Source organism: Arthrobacter halodurans (genome assembly GCF_041877255.1).
Lineage (GTDB): Bacteria > Actinomycetota > Actinomycetes > Actinomycetales > Micrococcaceae > Arthrobacter_N > Arthrobacter_N halodurans.
In genome coordinates this window covers 61,840-75,691 of the sequence record NZ_JBHDLJ010000007.1, presented here as the reverse complement: position 1 = coordinate 75,691, position 13,852 = coordinate 61,840, and the positions used below count along the sequence as shown (strand labels likewise).

12 protein-coding genes are annotated in these 13,852 nt (G+C 72.2%); 9 read left to right on the top strand and 3 right to left on the bottom strand.

Going from position 1 to position 13,852, the window contains the following annotated elements; all coding sequences use genetic code 11:
• Window positions 1-20: 20 nt before the first annotated feature.
• Window positions 21-1,742 carry a sensor histidine kinase gene (locus tag ACETWP_RS10175; RefSeq protein ID WP_373972127.1) on the bottom strand — a complete coding sequence of 574 codons (1,722 nt, stop codon included), beginning with the start codon at window positions 1,740-1,742 and terminating at the stop codon, window positions 21-23.
• The gene (locus ACETWP_RS10170) at window positions 1,739-2,479 is read right to left on the bottom strand and encodes a response regulator transcription factor (RefSeq protein WP_373972126.1); all 741 of its coding nucleotides are present in this window, start codon (window positions 2,477-2,479) and stop codon (window positions 1,739-1,741) included. The genes ACETWP_RS10175 and ACETWP_RS10170 overlap by 4 nt, the downstream gene beginning before the upstream one ends.
• Window positions 2,480-3,082: 603 nt before the next feature.
• Here ACETWP_RS10170 and ACETWP_RS10165 point away from each other — a divergent pair.
• Window positions 3,083-3,898 carry a winged helix-turn-helix domain-containing protein gene (locus ACETWP_RS10165; protein ID WP_373972125.1) on the top strand — a complete coding sequence of 272 codons (816 nt, stop codon included), beginning with the start codon at window positions 3,083-3,085 and terminating at the stop codon, window positions 3,896-3,898.
• A gap of 90 nt (window positions 3,899-3,988) precedes the next feature.
• A complete protein-coding gene (locus tag ACETWP_RS10160) occupies window positions 3,989-4,522 on the top strand; it encodes a SixA phosphatase family protein (RefSeq protein WP_373972124.1) in 534 nt (177 codons plus the stop codon).
• A gap of 25 nt (window positions 4,523-4,547) precedes the next feature.
• Here the strand turns inward: ACETWP_RS10160 and ACETWP_RS10155 are convergent, their stop codons facing one another.
• A complete protein-coding gene (locus ACETWP_RS10155) occupies window positions 4,548-5,711 on the bottom strand; it encodes an ROK family transcriptional regulator (RefSeq protein ID WP_373972123.1) in 1,164 nt (387 codons plus the stop codon).
• A 163-nt stretch (window positions 5,712-5,874) separates the two neighbouring features.
• Between ACETWP_RS10155 and ACETWP_RS10150 the strand changes: the two genes are divergently transcribed.
• Genes ACETWP_RS10150 through ACETWP_RS10120 form a run of 7 tightly spaced genes read left to right on the top strand, consistent with a single transcriptional unit; the run spans window position 5,875 to window position 13,842 of the window.
• Window positions 5,875-7,383: a sugar ABC transporter ATP-binding protein gene (locus tag ACETWP_RS10150; RefSeq protein ID WP_373972122.1), complete on the top strand. Its 1,509-nt coding sequence runs from the start codon at window positions 5,875-5,877 to the stop codon at window positions 7,381-7,383.
• Window positions 7,380-8,456 (top strand): ABC transporter permease, encoded by a 1,077-nt coding sequence (locus ACETWP_RS10145; protein WP_373972121.1) that lies wholly within the window; start codon window positions 7,380-7,382, stop codon window positions 8,454-8,456. Before ACETWP_RS10150 ends, ACETWP_RS10145 begins: the two co-directional genes overlap by 4 nt.
• On the top strand, window positions 8,453-9,550 hold the full coding sequence (locus ACETWP_RS10140; protein ID WP_373972120.1) for an ABC transporter permease: 1,098 nt from the start codon (window positions 8,453-8,455) through the stop codon (window positions 9,548-9,550). The genes ACETWP_RS10145 and ACETWP_RS10140 overlap by 4 nt, the downstream gene beginning before the upstream one ends.
• Complete coding sequence (locus ACETWP_RS10135; protein WP_373972246.1) at window positions 9,550-10,779, top strand: substrate-binding domain-containing protein; 1,230 nt, start codon at window positions 9,550-9,552, stop codon at window positions 10,777-10,779. The genes ACETWP_RS10140 and ACETWP_RS10135 overlap by 1 nt, the downstream gene beginning before the upstream one ends.
• Before the next feature lie 24 nt (window positions 10,780-10,803).
• Window positions 10,804-11,673, top strand: coding sequence for a sugar phosphate isomerase/epimerase family protein (locus tag ACETWP_RS10130; RefSeq protein WP_373972119.1), 870 nt, complete (start codon window positions 10,804-10,806; stop codon window positions 11,671-11,673).
• Window positions 11,670-12,833, top strand: coding sequence for a Gfo/Idh/MocA family protein (locus ACETWP_RS10125; RefSeq protein WP_373972118.1), 1,164 nt, complete (start codon window positions 11,670-11,672; stop codon window positions 12,831-12,833). Before ACETWP_RS10130 ends, ACETWP_RS10125 begins: the two co-directional genes overlap by 4 nt.
• 10 nt (window positions 12,834-12,843) lie before the next feature.
• Complete coding sequence (locus ACETWP_RS10120) at window positions 12,844-13,842, top strand: sugar phosphate isomerase/epimerase family protein (protein ID WP_373972117.1); 999 nt, start codon at window positions 12,844-12,846, stop codon at window positions 13,840-13,842.
• Window positions 13,843-13,852 lie beyond the last annotated feature (10 nt).

The window sequence follows — 13,852 nt, the reverse complement described above, 5'->3', positions numbered from 1 at the left end:
GGGCGGCACACGCCACGCCGTCAGGCTCCCGGGCGGCGTGCCGGGGCAGCCGCGGGATCCCGCGCCGGGTCCGGCGCCGAGCGCGGAGGCTGTGCCGGCCTCGGCGGGGCGGGGATGGCCAGGGGAAGGCTGATCGAGAACACGGTGCGCCCCGGCCGGCTGGTCACGGAGATCTCGCCGCCGTGCGACTCGACGATCGCCTTGACGATCGGCAGCCCCAAACCCGTGGTCCCGTCCGTCCCGGAGCGCGCGCGGTCGGCACGGGTGAAGCGCTCGAAGACGGCGGGCAGGAATCCGGGATCGATGCCCTCGCCGTCGTCGGCGACGGCGAGCAGGGCCCGCCGGCCGTCGGGGGAGACGTCCAGGGATGCCTCCACCACGGTGCCCTCGGGGGTGTGCTTGCGGGCGTTGGACAGCAGGTTCGCCAGCGCCCGGGACAGCTGGTCCGCATCGCCGCGGACCGGCACGGGCACGGAGGGCAGACGCAGCCGCCATTCGTGGTCGGGGGCGGCGACGCGGACGTCGCGGGCCGCCTCGGCCACCAGCAGGGTCAGGTCGACGTCGGCGAACTCGGCGCGCTTGCCCTCGTCCAGCCGGGCGAGCAGCAGCAGGTTGTCCACCAGCGCGCCCATCCGCAGGCTCTGCTCGATCACGCGGTCCAAGGACTGCCGTCCGTCGTCGCTCAGGTGCTCCGTGGCCGAGACGAGCTCGGAGTAGCCCCGGATGGAGGAGAGTGGCGTCCGCAGCTCGTGGGAGGCATCCGCCACGAACCGGCGCATCTTCTCCTCCGACCCTTGCCGGACCGCCAGCGCGGACTCGACATTGTCCAGCAGGGCGTTGAGGGCGTGCCCGACGTCGCCCGCCTCCGTCCCGGGAACGGAGTCCTCGGGCGGGACGCGCTGGGCCAGCCGGACCTCGCCGGCGTCCAGCGGAAGGGCGGCGACGGAACCGGCGACGCCGGCGACCCGCTCCAGCGGGCGCAGGGCCCGGCGGATGATCACGGATCCGATGAGGCCCGTCGCGGCGAGGCCCGCCGCGGACACCAGCAGCATGGTCCAGGACAGCGACGTCAGCGTCTGGTGCATCGCGTTCAGCGGCAGTCCCGTGATCAGGGTTCCCTGGGAGGCGTCCTGGACCTGCACGGCGACCAGCCGGTACGGGCCGACGGACAGGTCCGCGTCCACGGGGCCGGCGCCCGGCACGACGGAGGCGATGGCCTCGAAATCGGCTTGCTCCAGGCCGCGGCGCTCGCCGGTCTCGTGGTCCAGGACGCCGCTGTTGAGGATGACGTTGCCGATCAGGCGGGCGTTGAGCGTGCCCGACGCCTGGCCGGGCGCGTTGAGGGGGTCCTGGCCCCGCGAGGGCTGGCCGCCGAACGCGGCGGCGCGTTCGGACGCGAACGCCAGTTGCTCGTCGAGCTGCGCGTAGAGCGAGGAGCGCATGGCCGTGTGCGTGGCGGTCCCGATCAGTAGGCAAATGAGCGCCAGGAGGGAGACCAGGGCCGTGAGCATGCGCCGGCTGAGGGACACGGCGCGGCGGCCGTCGGCCGGCCGCGACTCCGGGCCGCCGGCCGCGCCCTGGCCCGGACCGCCCGTCGGGCCACCCGGAAAACGCTCCGCGGCGACGTCGGCCCGCGGGTCCGGCGCCGCGGCGGGGGCCGCGCGCCGCGGACGACGCCGGGGCTCCGGGGGCACCTGCGCGCCCGCGCTGCCGGGGCGGCGGCCGGGGCGGGTGGTCCTCACGGGGCCGGCTTGAGGACGTAGCCCGCACCGCGGACGGTGTGGATCATCGGTTCGCGGCCCGCGTCGATCTTCTTGCGCAGATAGGAGACGTAGAGCTCCACGATGTTGGCGTGTCCGCCGAAGTCGTACTGCCAGACGCTGTCGAGGATCTGGTTCTTGGACATGACGCGGCGGGCGTTCTCCATGAGGTAGCGCAGCAGGTCGAACTCCGTGGCCGTCAGCGCCACGGCCTCGCCCGCCCGGCGGACCTCGCGCATGTCGAGGTCCATCACCAGGTCTCCGACGACCAGCTCCGCGGAGTTGGCCGCCGTCGCCCCGGAGCGTTCGACGAGTCGGTGCAGGCGCAGGAGGACCTCCTCGAGGCTGAAGGGCTTCGTGACGTAGTCGTCCCCGCCGAGGCTCAATCCTTCGATGCGGTCCTCGACGGCGTCCTTCGCCGTGAGGAACAGCGCCGGAACCCCCGGCTGGAAGGCCCGCACCTTGCGCAGGACCTCGGTGCCCTCGAAGCCGGGAAGCATCCAGTCCAGGACGAGGACGTCGGGCGAGAAGGAACGGGCCTCCTGCACCGCGGCGGGGCCGTCGTGCGCCACGCGGACGTCCCACCCCAGCATGCGCGCGCCCATGCTCACCAGCTCGGCCAACGATGGCTCGTCGTCGACCACGAGGGCCCGGATGGACGTCCCGTCGGGGTGTTCCAGACGTGGAAGCTGGCTGGGCGTGAAACGCGAGTTGCTCATGGGTCCACTCTCTGGCGTCCGAGTTGGTCGAACCTATGGGAATCCTGTGCGCGGACTGTGAGGCCCGTGGAGCACACCCTATCCGGTGCCCCGCCGGTGCGCGCCGCCGCGAACCCCACCCGTGCCGCAGAGTCAAGGGCATGACGCCGTCAATCACTGTGATGCATACTTATGCAGCCACGCGCAGGACGCCTCCTAGGGGTTTCCGGACCGCGCAAATCGGCCACTGCCGGGCGCCTCGGATGGTCATACCGCGCATTGTCAAGGATTTATTTCAGAGATGTGCGCAGGGTGAGCCTTGTCACATCCGGTGTCGCGCGTCTCACTATGTGGAACAAGTGCATGAATATTACTTGCGGGTTCTATTTATTACGCGCAGACTGGTTTTTGTGAACAACGACGCAACATCGACTGCAGCAGCAGAACCCGCGTGGGGCCATGGAGTTGGCCGGGCGCGGAGTTGTTGCCGAATGCGGGCCTGACGCTCCGCACCCAGGACCAGCACGCCATCGCCTGCCCCCCGGCCGCCACCGCGGCCGGACGGACACGAACCACGCATTCCGCCGCTCACACAGGCTCTTCGCACAGTTACGAGGTATCAAGATGTCCGTCACTTCAGGCTACGTCCACATCTCCATCCGCAACGCCCAGAACCGCGCCGCCGCCGCCCAGCGCCAGCCCGGGGGCCGCGGTGGCTACGCCGCCCCGCAGGGATTCCGCCAGCTCCACGCCGTCCCGGGCGTCCAGGACCCGCAGCCGATGACGGCCCCGACGCCGGTCGTCGCCCCGAACGGGGCAGGCGGCCCGCAGGCCGTCAGCGCCGACACCGAGGCCCGCGGCTTCGTGCTCTACGTGGGCCTCGACGAGGCCGCGGCCCAGGCCCAGGGGACCTCGCTCGGCAAGCTCGCCACGCAGGTGCGTGCGTTCCTCCAGACGCTCGCCCCCGAGGCGCAGACACACGCCGCCGTCGCCCTGGCCCCCGCGGCCGCCACGGGTGACAACATCGAGGTCGTGCGCCAGGCGCTGGGCGACCCCACCGTGTCCCGCCGCCCGCGGGCCGAGGCGCCGGCCCGCAGCCAGCAGGCGTCCCAGCGCCCGTCCGGCGTGCTGATCGACCTCTCCCGGCGCGAGGTCCACCTCGACGGCGAAACGCTGAACCTCACGTTCAAGGAATTCGAGCTGCTGAACTACCTCGTCGAGAACGGCACCCGCACCGTGGGACGCGACGAGCTGCTGTCCAACCTCTGGCGCAACGCGGAGGAAGTCCCGAACGAGCGGACCATCGACGTGCACATCCGCCGGCTCCGCTCCAAGCTGGGCCGCCTCGCCAACACGGTCCGGACCGTCCGCGGCCAGGGCTACCGCTTCTACGAGCACCCCGAGGTCGTCGTCTGGGCGGCCCCGGAGTACAGCATCTAGCGGCGGCACACCGAACGACGCCGGCGCCCGCCCCACGGCGGGCGCCGGCTGTGCTTAAGCATGGGCACCCGCGGTGCCTAAGCTAAGGGCATGAGCGACCACCACATCAAGCGCCTCCTCGTGCTGCGCCACGCCAAGTCCGACTACCCGCTCGGCGTGGTCGACCACGAGCGTCCGCTCGCGGGCCGGGGCGAGCGGGAGGCCCCGCTGGCCGGACGGTGGATGGTGGAGCACGGGCTGGTCCCGGACTACATCCTCTGCTCCGACGCCCTGCGCACGCGCGCGACGTGCGCGTGGGTGGGCAGCGAGCTGGGGGAGAAGGGCCCGACGCCGTACCTGGACAGCCGCATCTACGGCGCGGGACCCTCGCGGCTGCTGTCGATCATCAACGAGACCCCCGAGAGCGTCGGCACGCTGCTGGTCATCGGGCACATGCCCACCGTGCAGGAGCTCTCCATGCGGCTGGCCTCGGTCGACTCGTCGGAGGACGCCGTGATGGACATGGCCACGCGGTACCCCACCCTCGGGCTGACCGTCATGGAGATCGACAAGCCGTGGGCGGAGCTCGACGGGCGCGACGCGCGCATCACGCACTTCGAGGTGCCCCGGCCCGGCCGCGGCTGACCGCGCCGGGCCCGGACGCGCCGCCCTAGGGTGCGCTCGCCGCCGCGATGGATTCCGGGGACAGCACGTGGTCGATGGCCATGACGGCGGCGCCCCGCACCCCGGCCCGGGCTCCCGCGACGGAGGGGACCACGCGCAGGTGTTCCGTCGCCAGCGGCAGCGAGCGGCGGTAGATCACCTCGCGGATCCCCGCCAGGAGGTGTTCCCCGGCCTGCGCCAGGCTGCCGCCGATCACGATCACCGAGGGGTTGATCAGGTTGACGCAGGCGGCCAGGACGTCGCCGATGTCCCGGCCCGCCTGGCGGATCGCCTGGATCGCGGTGCCGTCCCCGGAGCGGACCAGGTCGATCACCTCCTGGCTGGTGGCGAGCGATCCCCCCGCGTGCTCGTTCAGGGCGCGGGCGAGGGCCGGGCCGCCGGCGAGGGCCTCGAGGCAGCCGGTGTTGCCGCACCGGCAGACGACGCCGCCCCCGCGGGGCACCCGCACGTGGCCGAGGTCCCCCGCCGTGCCCTGTGCCCCGCGCTGGAGGGCGCCGCCGGAGATGATGCCGGCCCCGATGCCCGTGGCCACCTTGACGAACATGAAGTCCGACGTGTCCGGCCAGAAGGCGCTCTGTTCGCCCAAGGCCATGATGTTGACGTCGTTGTCCACCAGGACGGGGACGTCGAAGGCCCGCTGCACGCGCCCCGGCACGTCGTACCGGTCCCAGCCGGGCATGATGGGCGGGTTCATGGGGCGTCCGGTCTGGTGCTCGACGGGACCCGGCAGACCGATGCCGATGGCGGCGAGTTCCGCGGGCGCGCGCCCGGCGCGTCCGAGCAGGGCGCGGATGGTGTCGATGAGCCACCCCAGGACGGCCTCCGGGCCGTCGGCGATGTTGATCCGCGCCTCGTCGCTGGCCAGCTCGGCGCCCGACAGGTCGCTCACCACCACGAGCGCGTGCGTCGCGCCGACGTCGGCCCCGATGACCACGCGGGCGCCGGGATTCAGGGCGAAGAGGGAGGGCGGGCGCCCGCCGGTGGAGGCGGCGCCGCCGTAGGGGGCGACGAGCCCGAGCCGCATCAGGGTGTCCACGCGCGAGGCGACGGTCGAACGGGCGAGCCCGGTCAGCTGCGCGAGCTCGGCCCGGGTCCGCGGCTGGCCGTCGCGCAGCAGCTGGAAGACCTCGCTGGCCCCGGGTGCGGGCACGTGGGACGCCCGGGATGCCGGCGGCGGCGGAGGCTGGATCTTGAGCACGCTTCGAGTAAACCACGCTGGCTTTCTTCCGTCACGCGCGCGGCAATCACCTCGGGTGCCAACAACTTTTGAATGTCTATCGACAAAAGAATGTGTCGCGTGTCACGCTGGGCCCATGACGCGAGATGCTCCAGCGACCGTGCTCCGGGTGACCGGGCTCACCAAGGGCTTCTTCGGCGTGCCGGTGCTCCAGGACGTGGCGCTGGAGCTGCGCGCCGGGGAGGTCCACGGGCTGGTCGGCGAGAACGGTGCCGGCAAGTCCACCCTGATGAAGCTCCTGGCCGGCGTGCACCAGCGCGACGCGGGCACGGTGGAGCTCGACGGACGGCCCGTCGAGTTCTCCCACCCCACGCAGGCGCACGTCGCCGGGTTGTCCACCGTGTTCCAGGAGTTCAACCTCCTCCCGGAACGGACGGTCGCCGAGAACGTCTACCTGGGCCGGGAGCCGCGCCGCGGCCCGCTCGTGGACCGGAGGGCGATGAACGCGCAGACCACGGAGCTGCTGGCCCAGCTGGGCATCGACAGCATCCGCGCGACGGCCGCGGTCGGCACGCTCTCCGTGGCGCAGCAGCAGATCGTCGAGATCGCCAAGGCCATCAGCTACGACGCGCGGATCATCTCCATGGACGAGCCCACGGCCGCCCTGGCCGGGGCGGAGGTCGAGCTCCTGTACGGGATCGTCCGGCGGCTCAAGGAGCGCGGGACCGCCATCCTCTACGTCTCCCACCGCCTCAAGGAGATCTTCGACCTCTGCGACACCATCACCGTCCTGAAGGACGGCCGGGTCGTCGACACCCGTCCGTCCCGGGAGCTCGACGACGCGGCCCTGGTCCGGCTGATGGTCGGCCGCCCGATCTCGGCCTACTTCCCGGACGAGCTGCCGGGGACGGCGCCGGGGGAGGACCTGCTGGAGATCAGCGGGGCGGGCAACGAGCAGCTGGACTCCATCACGCTGACCCTCCGCGGCGGCGAGATCGTGGGGCTCGCCGGGCTGCAGGGCTCCGGCCGCACCGAGCTCGTGGAGGCCGTTTTCGGGGCGCAGCCGTTCACCCGCGGCCGGATGCGGCTGGACGGCACCGCCTACGCCCCCACGTCGCCGCGGCAGGCCGTGAAGCGGCGCGTGGCGCTGATCACCGAGGACCGCAAGGCGCAGGGGCTCAGCCTGAACCAGTCGATCCTCGACAACGCGCTGGGCGTGATCCGCTCCGTTTTCCCGGGGCGGACGGCGGCCGCGCGCGCCGCGACCCCCGGGGCGCTGGCCTCGCTGGAGGTGGCGGCCCGGGACCTGGACCAGGAGGTGCAGTACCTCTCCGGCGGCAACCAGCAGAAGGTGGTCCTGGCCAAGTGGCTGGCCATCGACCCGCGCGTGGTCCTGCTCGACGAGCCCACGCGCGGCATCGACGTCGGCGCGAAGGTGGCGGTCTACCGGCTCATGCGCCAGCTCGCCGCCGAGGGCAAGGCCATCCTCATGGTGTCCAGCGAACTGCCGGAGGTCCTGGGCATGTCGGGGCGCGTCCTGGTCATGCGGGACGGGCGGATCGCGGGGGAGCTCCCCGCGGGCGCCACCGAGGAACAGGTGCTGCAGCTCGCCACCGGCGCGCGCACCGGAGAGGCCGCATCATGAGCCGGAGAAGCGGCTACCTGCACCGGATGACCTCCACTCATATCGTGTACGCGGTGGCGCTCCTGACCATGGTCGTGGGGGCGGTCTTGGTCGCCACGGTCGGGCGCAACTTCTTCAGCGCCGGGAACATCTCGGCCATCCTGACCGGAACCAGCGTGCTCGGCTTCATCGCGATCGGACAGACCCTGGTCATCCTGGCCGGCAGCCTCGACCTCTCCGTGCCGTACGTCGTGAGCCTCTCCAGCCTGATCGCCGCGGGGATCATGGCGAACCAGGCGTCCAACATCGCCGCCGGCGTGTTCGCCGCGCTCGCCGTCTCCGCGGCGATCGGGCTGGCCAACGGCCTCATCGTCGCCGGCCTGAAGGTCCACGGGTTCATCGCCACCCTCGGCGTGGGGCTGATCGTCGGCGGCTATCTGGCCACCAACTACAAGGGCAGCTCCGGACAGGTCCCCTTCTCCTTCCGGCTGGTCGGCGCCACGGGCATCGGCCCGGTCCCGATCTCCACACTCATCATGCTCGCCTGCGCCGCCGTCGTGGCGCTGATGCTGGCCAGGACGCGGCTGGGGCTCCACATCTACGCCGTGGGCGGCGACGCCGGCGTGGCCCGGATGTCCGGCATCCGCACCGGCGTTCCGCTGGTCGCGGCGCACGTGATGTGCTCGCTGCTGGCGGGGGTCGCGGGCCTGCTGCTGGCGGCCCGGCTCGGGGTCGGCAGCCCAACGATCGGGGCCCAGGGCGGCTACGACCTGCTCTCCATCGCGGCCGTGGTGCTCGGGGGCACGCTGCTCGCCGGCGGGAAGGGATCCGTCGTCGGGACCCTCGGCGGCGTCCTGATCTTCGCGATGCTGGACAACATCATGGGCGTCATGCAGGTCAACCCGTTCCTCAAGGACGTCGTCCGGGGCATCGTCATCGTCGCCGCCGTCGCGGTCTACTCGCGGCGCGCCATCGCGTCCCGTCCGGCGCGGTTCGACGCCGGCGAGCAGGACGGGCCGCGCCCGGAGGCGGATGCCGGGCGGAAGACGCCGACCGGGCGAACGCCACGGACCGAGCGGACGGCCCGGGCATGAGCGCCGCGACCACGGACCGCGCCGCCGTCCTGCGGCAGAACCGCTCGGGAAGGACCGAGCGCCTGCTCCGCGCCCTGCGCAGCCCCGGCGGGGCCGTCTTCGTCCTGCTGCTGCTCCTCTTCGCCGCCGTCGTCGCCGTGAATCCCTCGTTCGGCGAGCCCGGGTCGCTGATCCGCTTCGTGGGGCGCACGGCGCCGATCGCGATCGCGGCGATCGGGCAGTACTTCGTCATCGTCTCCGGCGAATTCGACCTCTCCATGGGATCCGTGGTGACCGCGCAGGTCATCATCGCCGGGAACCTCATCGGCCAGGACGATGCGCGCGTGCTCCCCGTCCTGCTCCTCATGGTCGTCTTCGGCGCGGCGGTCGGGCTGGTCAACGGCCTGATCACGACGCTCCTGAAGGTGCCGAGCTTCATCGTCACGCTCGGCATGATGCTCGCCCTGCTCGGCCTCGTGCTCTTCTGGACCGGCGGCGCCGCGACCGGCAACCCCGCGGACTCCTTCCGCCAGATCGGCCGCGGCGGCATCCGTGACGTCCCGGTGCTGGAGATCATCCCGTACCCGGTGCTGATCCTGCTGGCGGCGGCCGCCGCGGCCGCGCTGCTGATGCGCCGGCCCTACGGCCGCACGCTGATCGCCGTGGGAGACAACGAGCGGGCCGCGGCGCTGACGGGAGCGCGGGTCTGGTGGGTGCGCACGCGCGCCTTCATGATCTCCTCGCTCTCCGCAACCGTCGCCGGCATCATCCTCGTCGGCTACGCGGGGGTGCACCCCTCCGTCGGGCGGGGCTACGAGTTCACGGCGATCACCGCCGTCGTGCTGGGCGGGGTGGTGCTCGGCGGCGGACGCGGCTGGGTGCTCTCGGCCGCGGCCGGCGCCTTCGCCCTGGAAATGCTCTTCACGCTATTGAACTTCGTGGGCGTCCAGTCCACATGGCGGGACACCGTGCAGGGCGTCATCATCATCCTGGCCGTGGCGGCCGGGGCGCAGACGTGGCAGCGGCGCCGGCGCGGCGCCACGAAGGCGAGCCACGAAGAGCAACACACCATCGCAGCACCGCCCCGCGTGGGCACCAACGAGGAAGGAACATGATGCGACGAGGCATCCACTCCCAGGCCACCGTGGTGGCGGCCGTCGCGCTGCTCGCGCTGACGGCCTGCAGCACCGACTCATCCATCGAGGAATCCCCGGGCGCCGGGGGCGAGAGCCCCGCGGCCTCGGAATCGTCCTCCGCCCCCAGCACCGAGTGGTTCGACCAGGCGGTGTACGACACGCAGTCCGAGCAGCGCTCGGCGACGTTCGAGGGCGACCCGGCCCAGCCGTGGCTGCAATACATCGACGGCGAGATGACGGACACCGCGGACCTGGCGGCGGACGGCGCCCAGAAGGTCTGCTTCTCCAACGCCTCCATCTCCAACCCCTGGCGGCAGACGGGTTGGATCACCATGAACGAGCAGCTCAAGGAGCTGCAGGACTCCGGCGTCGTCTCCGAGATGGAGACCCGCGACGCCCAGGACGACGACAACACCCAGATCGCCGACATCGACTACTTCATCGCCGAGGGCGGCTGCGACGCCTTCATCATCTCGCCGAACTCGACGGCCGCCATGACGCCCGCCGTCGAGCGCGCCTGCGAGACCGGCAAGCCCGTGGTGGTCTTCGACCGCGGCGTGGAGACCGACTGCGCGACGACGTTCATCCACCCCATCGGCGGCTTCGCCTGGGGCATCGACACGGCGGAGTTCCTCTCCGAGAACCTCGAGCAGGGCAACAAGGTCGTCGCCCTGCGCATCCTCCCCGGCGTCGACGTCCTCGAGCAGCGGTGGGCCGCCGCCGAGAAGATCTTCGGTGAGAACGGGATCGAGGCGGTGGACTACTTCACCGGAGCCGACCCGACAGAGATCAAGAAGATCATCTCCGACGAGCTCGCCAAGGGCGACGTGCACGGCGTCTGGATGGACGCCGGAGACGGTGCCGTCGCCGCCATCGAGGCGTTCGAGGACGCCGGGGCCGACCTTCCGGTGATGACCGGCGAGGACGAGATGAGCTTCCTGCGCAAGTGGGAGGAGACTGGACTGACCGGGCTGGCGCCCGTCTACTCCAACTTCCAGTGGCGCACGCCGCTGCTGGCCCTGGAGAAGGTCTTCGCCGGCGAGGAGATCCCGACCGAGTGGGTGCTGCCGCAGGTGCCGATCACCGAGGCCGAGCGGGCGGACTTCATCGCCGAGAACGAGGGCATGCCCGATGGCCACTACGCCAAGTTCGGCGGCAACGACCTTCCGGGCTATCCGCAGGTGTGGCAGGAACGGACGATCCCGTAGGGATCCGGCGGCGGGGAGGACGGCATGCGACGGCCGATCGGCGTCAACACGTGGGTGTGGCAGTCCCCGCTCACCGACGCGAGCCTGCCCTCCCTGCTGCCCCGGATCGCGGCCATGGGGTTCGACGCCGTCGAACTCCCCCTGGAGAACGCCGGGGACCTCACGGCCGCCGGTGTCCGCGCGTCGCTCGGGGGACTCCGTCCCTACGTCGTGGGCGCCATGGCGCCCGGCCGCGAACTGGTCCTCGCCGACGATTCCACGGTCGCGGCGACGCAGGACTACCTGCGCGCGTGCATTGACCTGGCCCGCGACGTCGGGGCGCCCAGCGTGTGCGGGCCGTTCTACTCCCACACGGGCCGCGTGTGGCGGACCGGCGAGGCCGGCCGCGCCGCGGCCTACGCGCAGCTCCGCCGCAACCTGGAGCCCGTGGCGGCGCACGCGCGGGATTCCGGCGTCGTGCTGGGCATCGAGCCGCTGAACCGCTACGAGACGTCGCTGATCAACACGGTCGGGCAGGCGCTGGAGGCGCTCGGCCCGCTGTTGGGCCGCGGCGTCGGGCTGGCGCTGGACACCTACCACCTCGGCATCGAGGAGCGCTCCTCCGCCGACGCGGTCCGCGCGGCGGGGGAGCACCTGGTCCACCTGCAGGTCTGCGGCAACGACCGCGGCGCGCCCGGCGGGGACCAGACCGACTGGACGGGCATCTTCGCCGCGCTGGACGAGATCGGCTACGCGGGCCCGCTCAACATCGAGAGCTTCACGGCGCTCAACGCCAGCATCGCGACGGCGGCCTCCATCTGGCGGCCGCTCGCGGCCTCGCAGGACGACCTGGCGCGCGACGGCCTCGCGTTCCTGCGCTCGAGACACGACACATCCCAAGGAGAGCATCCATGACCGTCCCCGTTTCCCCGTCCGGCGCCGAGCCCCCGGGCCCGGCCCTGGGCGTCGCCGTGCTGGGCTACTCGTTCATGGGCAAGGCCCACTCGAACGCGTGGCGCAACGTCAACGCCTTCTACCCGTCCCCGCGCGTCGCGCAGCGCGTCCTCGCCGGGCGCGGCGCCGGCGAGGTGGCGGAGGCGGCGCGGCGCTTCGGCTGGGAGGAGAGCACCACCGACTGGCGCACCGTCCTGGAGCGTGAGGACATCCACATCGTGGACATCTGCACCCCCGGGCACCTCCACGCCGAACAGGCCATCGCGGCGCTCGAGGCCGGCAAGCACGTCCTCGTCGAGAAGCCGCTGGCGAACTCGGTCGAGGAGGCCGAGCTGATGGCCGCCGCGGCGGCCGCGGCCCGGTCCCGGGGCGTGCAGTCGATGGTCGCCTTCAACTACCGGCGGCTGCCGGCCCTCGCGCTGGCGCGGAGGTTCATCGCGGCCGGCCGGCTCGGCGACATCCGGCAGGTCCGCGTCAGCTACCTCCAGGACTGGCTCGCCGACGCCGGCGCGCCCATGACGTGGCGGCTGCGCCGGGAGGCGGCGGGCTCGGGGGCCATCGGCGACCTGGCGTCGCACGCCATCGACCAGGTGCGCTTCCTCCTGGACGCGCGGATCGCCTCCGTCTCGGGGACGGTCAACACCTTCGTGACGCGGCGCGAGGGCGAGCGCGGGCCGGAGGACGTCACGGTCGACGATGCCGCCTGGGCCACGCTCCGCCTGGCGTCGGGCGCCGTGGCCAGCCTGGAGGTCACGCGCTGCGCCACGGGGCGCAAGAACTCGCTGCAGATCGACGTGTTCGGCTCGCGCGGCGGCCTGCGGTTCGACTTGGAGCACCTCAACGAGCTCCAGTTCTTCGACGCCACGGCCCCGGCGGAGACGCAGGGCTACACGCGGATCCTGGTCACCGAGCCGGAGCACCCCTACGTCGGCGCCTGGTGGCCGCCGGGCCACACGCTGGGCTGGGACCACACGTTCACCACCCAGGCCGCCGACTTCCTGCGGGCCCTCGACGAGGGCGCCGTGCCGTCGCCGTCGTTCGAGGACGGGTTGGAGACGCAGCGCGCGCTGGCCGCCCTGGAGGCGAGCGCCGCGCGGGCCAGCGCCGCCGTCGAGCCGTGAGGAGAGGCTGATGGGACGGAACTACACGCTGTTCACGGGGCAGTGGGCGGACCTGCCGCTGGAGGAGGTGGCCCGGCTCGCCGCGGGCTGGGGCTACGACGGCCTGGAGATCGCCGTCTCCGGCGAGCACCTGGACGCCTGGCGCTGGGACGACGACGACTACATCCGCGGGCGCCAGGACATCCTGGAGCGCCACGGGCTGAAGGTCTGGGCGATCTCCAACCACCTGAAGGGGCAGGCGGTCTGCGACGATCCGATCGACTTCCGCCACCGCGACATCGTGGGGGCCCGCGTGTGGGGCGACGGCGACCCGGACGGCGTGCGCGCCCGCGCCGCGGAGGAGATGAAGCTGACGGCGCGACTTGCCCGCCGTCTGGGGGTGGACACCGTCGTCGGCTTCACCGGATCGTCGATCTGGCAGTACGTGGCCATGTTCCCGCCCGTGCCGGCCGAGGTGATCGACGCCGGCTACCGGGACTTCGCCGCGCGTTGGAATCCCATCCTGGACGTCTTCGACGAATGCGGGGTGCGTTTCGCGCACGAGGTCCATCCGTCGGAAATCGCCTACGACTACTGGTCGACCCACCGGGCGCTGGAGGCCATCGGGCACCGCGAGGCCTTCGGGCTGAACTGGGACCCGAGCCACTTCCTGTGGCAGCAGATCGACCCGGTGGCCTTCATCTCCGACTTCGCGGACCGGATCTACCACGTCGACTGCAAGGACACGAAGATGCGGATGGGCGGCGGACGCAACGGCATCCTGTCCTCGCACCTGCCGTGGGGCGACCCGCGCCGCGGCTGGGACTTCGTCTCCGCCGGACGGGGGGACGTCCCGTGGGAGGACAGCTTCCGCGCGCTGGCCGCGGTCGGCTACGCGGGCCCCATCTCCGTGGAGTGGGAGGACGCCGGCATGGACCGCCTGCGGGGCGCGCCGGAGGCGTTGGCTTTCCTGCGGGGCTTCGACTTCGGGCCCTCCGGCACCGCCTTCGACGCGGCCTTCAGGCAGTAGCGGCTCCGGC

Excerpts from the sequence above, each read along its gene's own strand:
- ACETWP_RS10160 (WP_373972124.1), top strand. The coding sequence starts at position 3,989 with ATGAGCGACCACCACATCAAGCGCCTCCTCGTGCTGCGCCACGCCAAG.
- ACETWP_RS10140 (WP_373972120.1), top strand. The coding sequence starts at position 8,453 with ATGAGCGCCGCGACCACGGACCGCGCCGCCGTCCTGCGGCAGAACCGC.
- ACETWP_RS10135 (WP_373972246.1), top strand. The coding sequence starts at position 9,550 with ATGCGACGAGGCATCCACTCCCAGGCCACCGTGGTGGCGGCCGTCGCG.
- ACETWP_RS10125 (WP_373972118.1), top strand. The coding sequence starts at position 11,670 with ATGACCGTCCCCGTTTCCCCGTCCGGCGCCGAGCCCCCGGGCCCGGCC.
- ACETWP_RS10130 (WP_373972119.1), top strand. The coding sequence starts at position 10,804 with ATGCGACGGCCGATCGGCGTCAACACGTGGGTGTGGCAGTCCCCGCTC.
- ACETWP_RS10170 (WP_373972126.1), bottom strand. The coding sequence starts at position 2,479 with ATGAGCAACTCGCGTTTCACGCCCAGCCAGCTTCCACGTCTGGAACAC.
- ACETWP_RS10150 (WP_373972122.1), top strand. The coding sequence starts at position 5,875 with ATGACGCGAGATGCTCCAGCGACCGTGCTCCGGGTGACCGGGCTCACC.
- ACETWP_RS10120 (WP_373972117.1), top strand. The coding sequence starts at position 12,844 with ATGGGACGGAACTACACGCTGTTCACGGGGCAGTGGGCGGACCTGCCG.
- ACETWP_RS10165 (WP_373972125.1), top strand. The coding sequence starts at position 3,083 with ATGTCCGTCACTTCAGGCTACGTCCACATCTCCATCCGCAACGCCCAG.
- ACETWP_RS10145 (WP_373972121.1), top strand. The coding sequence starts at position 7,380 with ATGAGCCGGAGAAGCGGCTACCTGCACCGGATGACCTCCACTCATATC.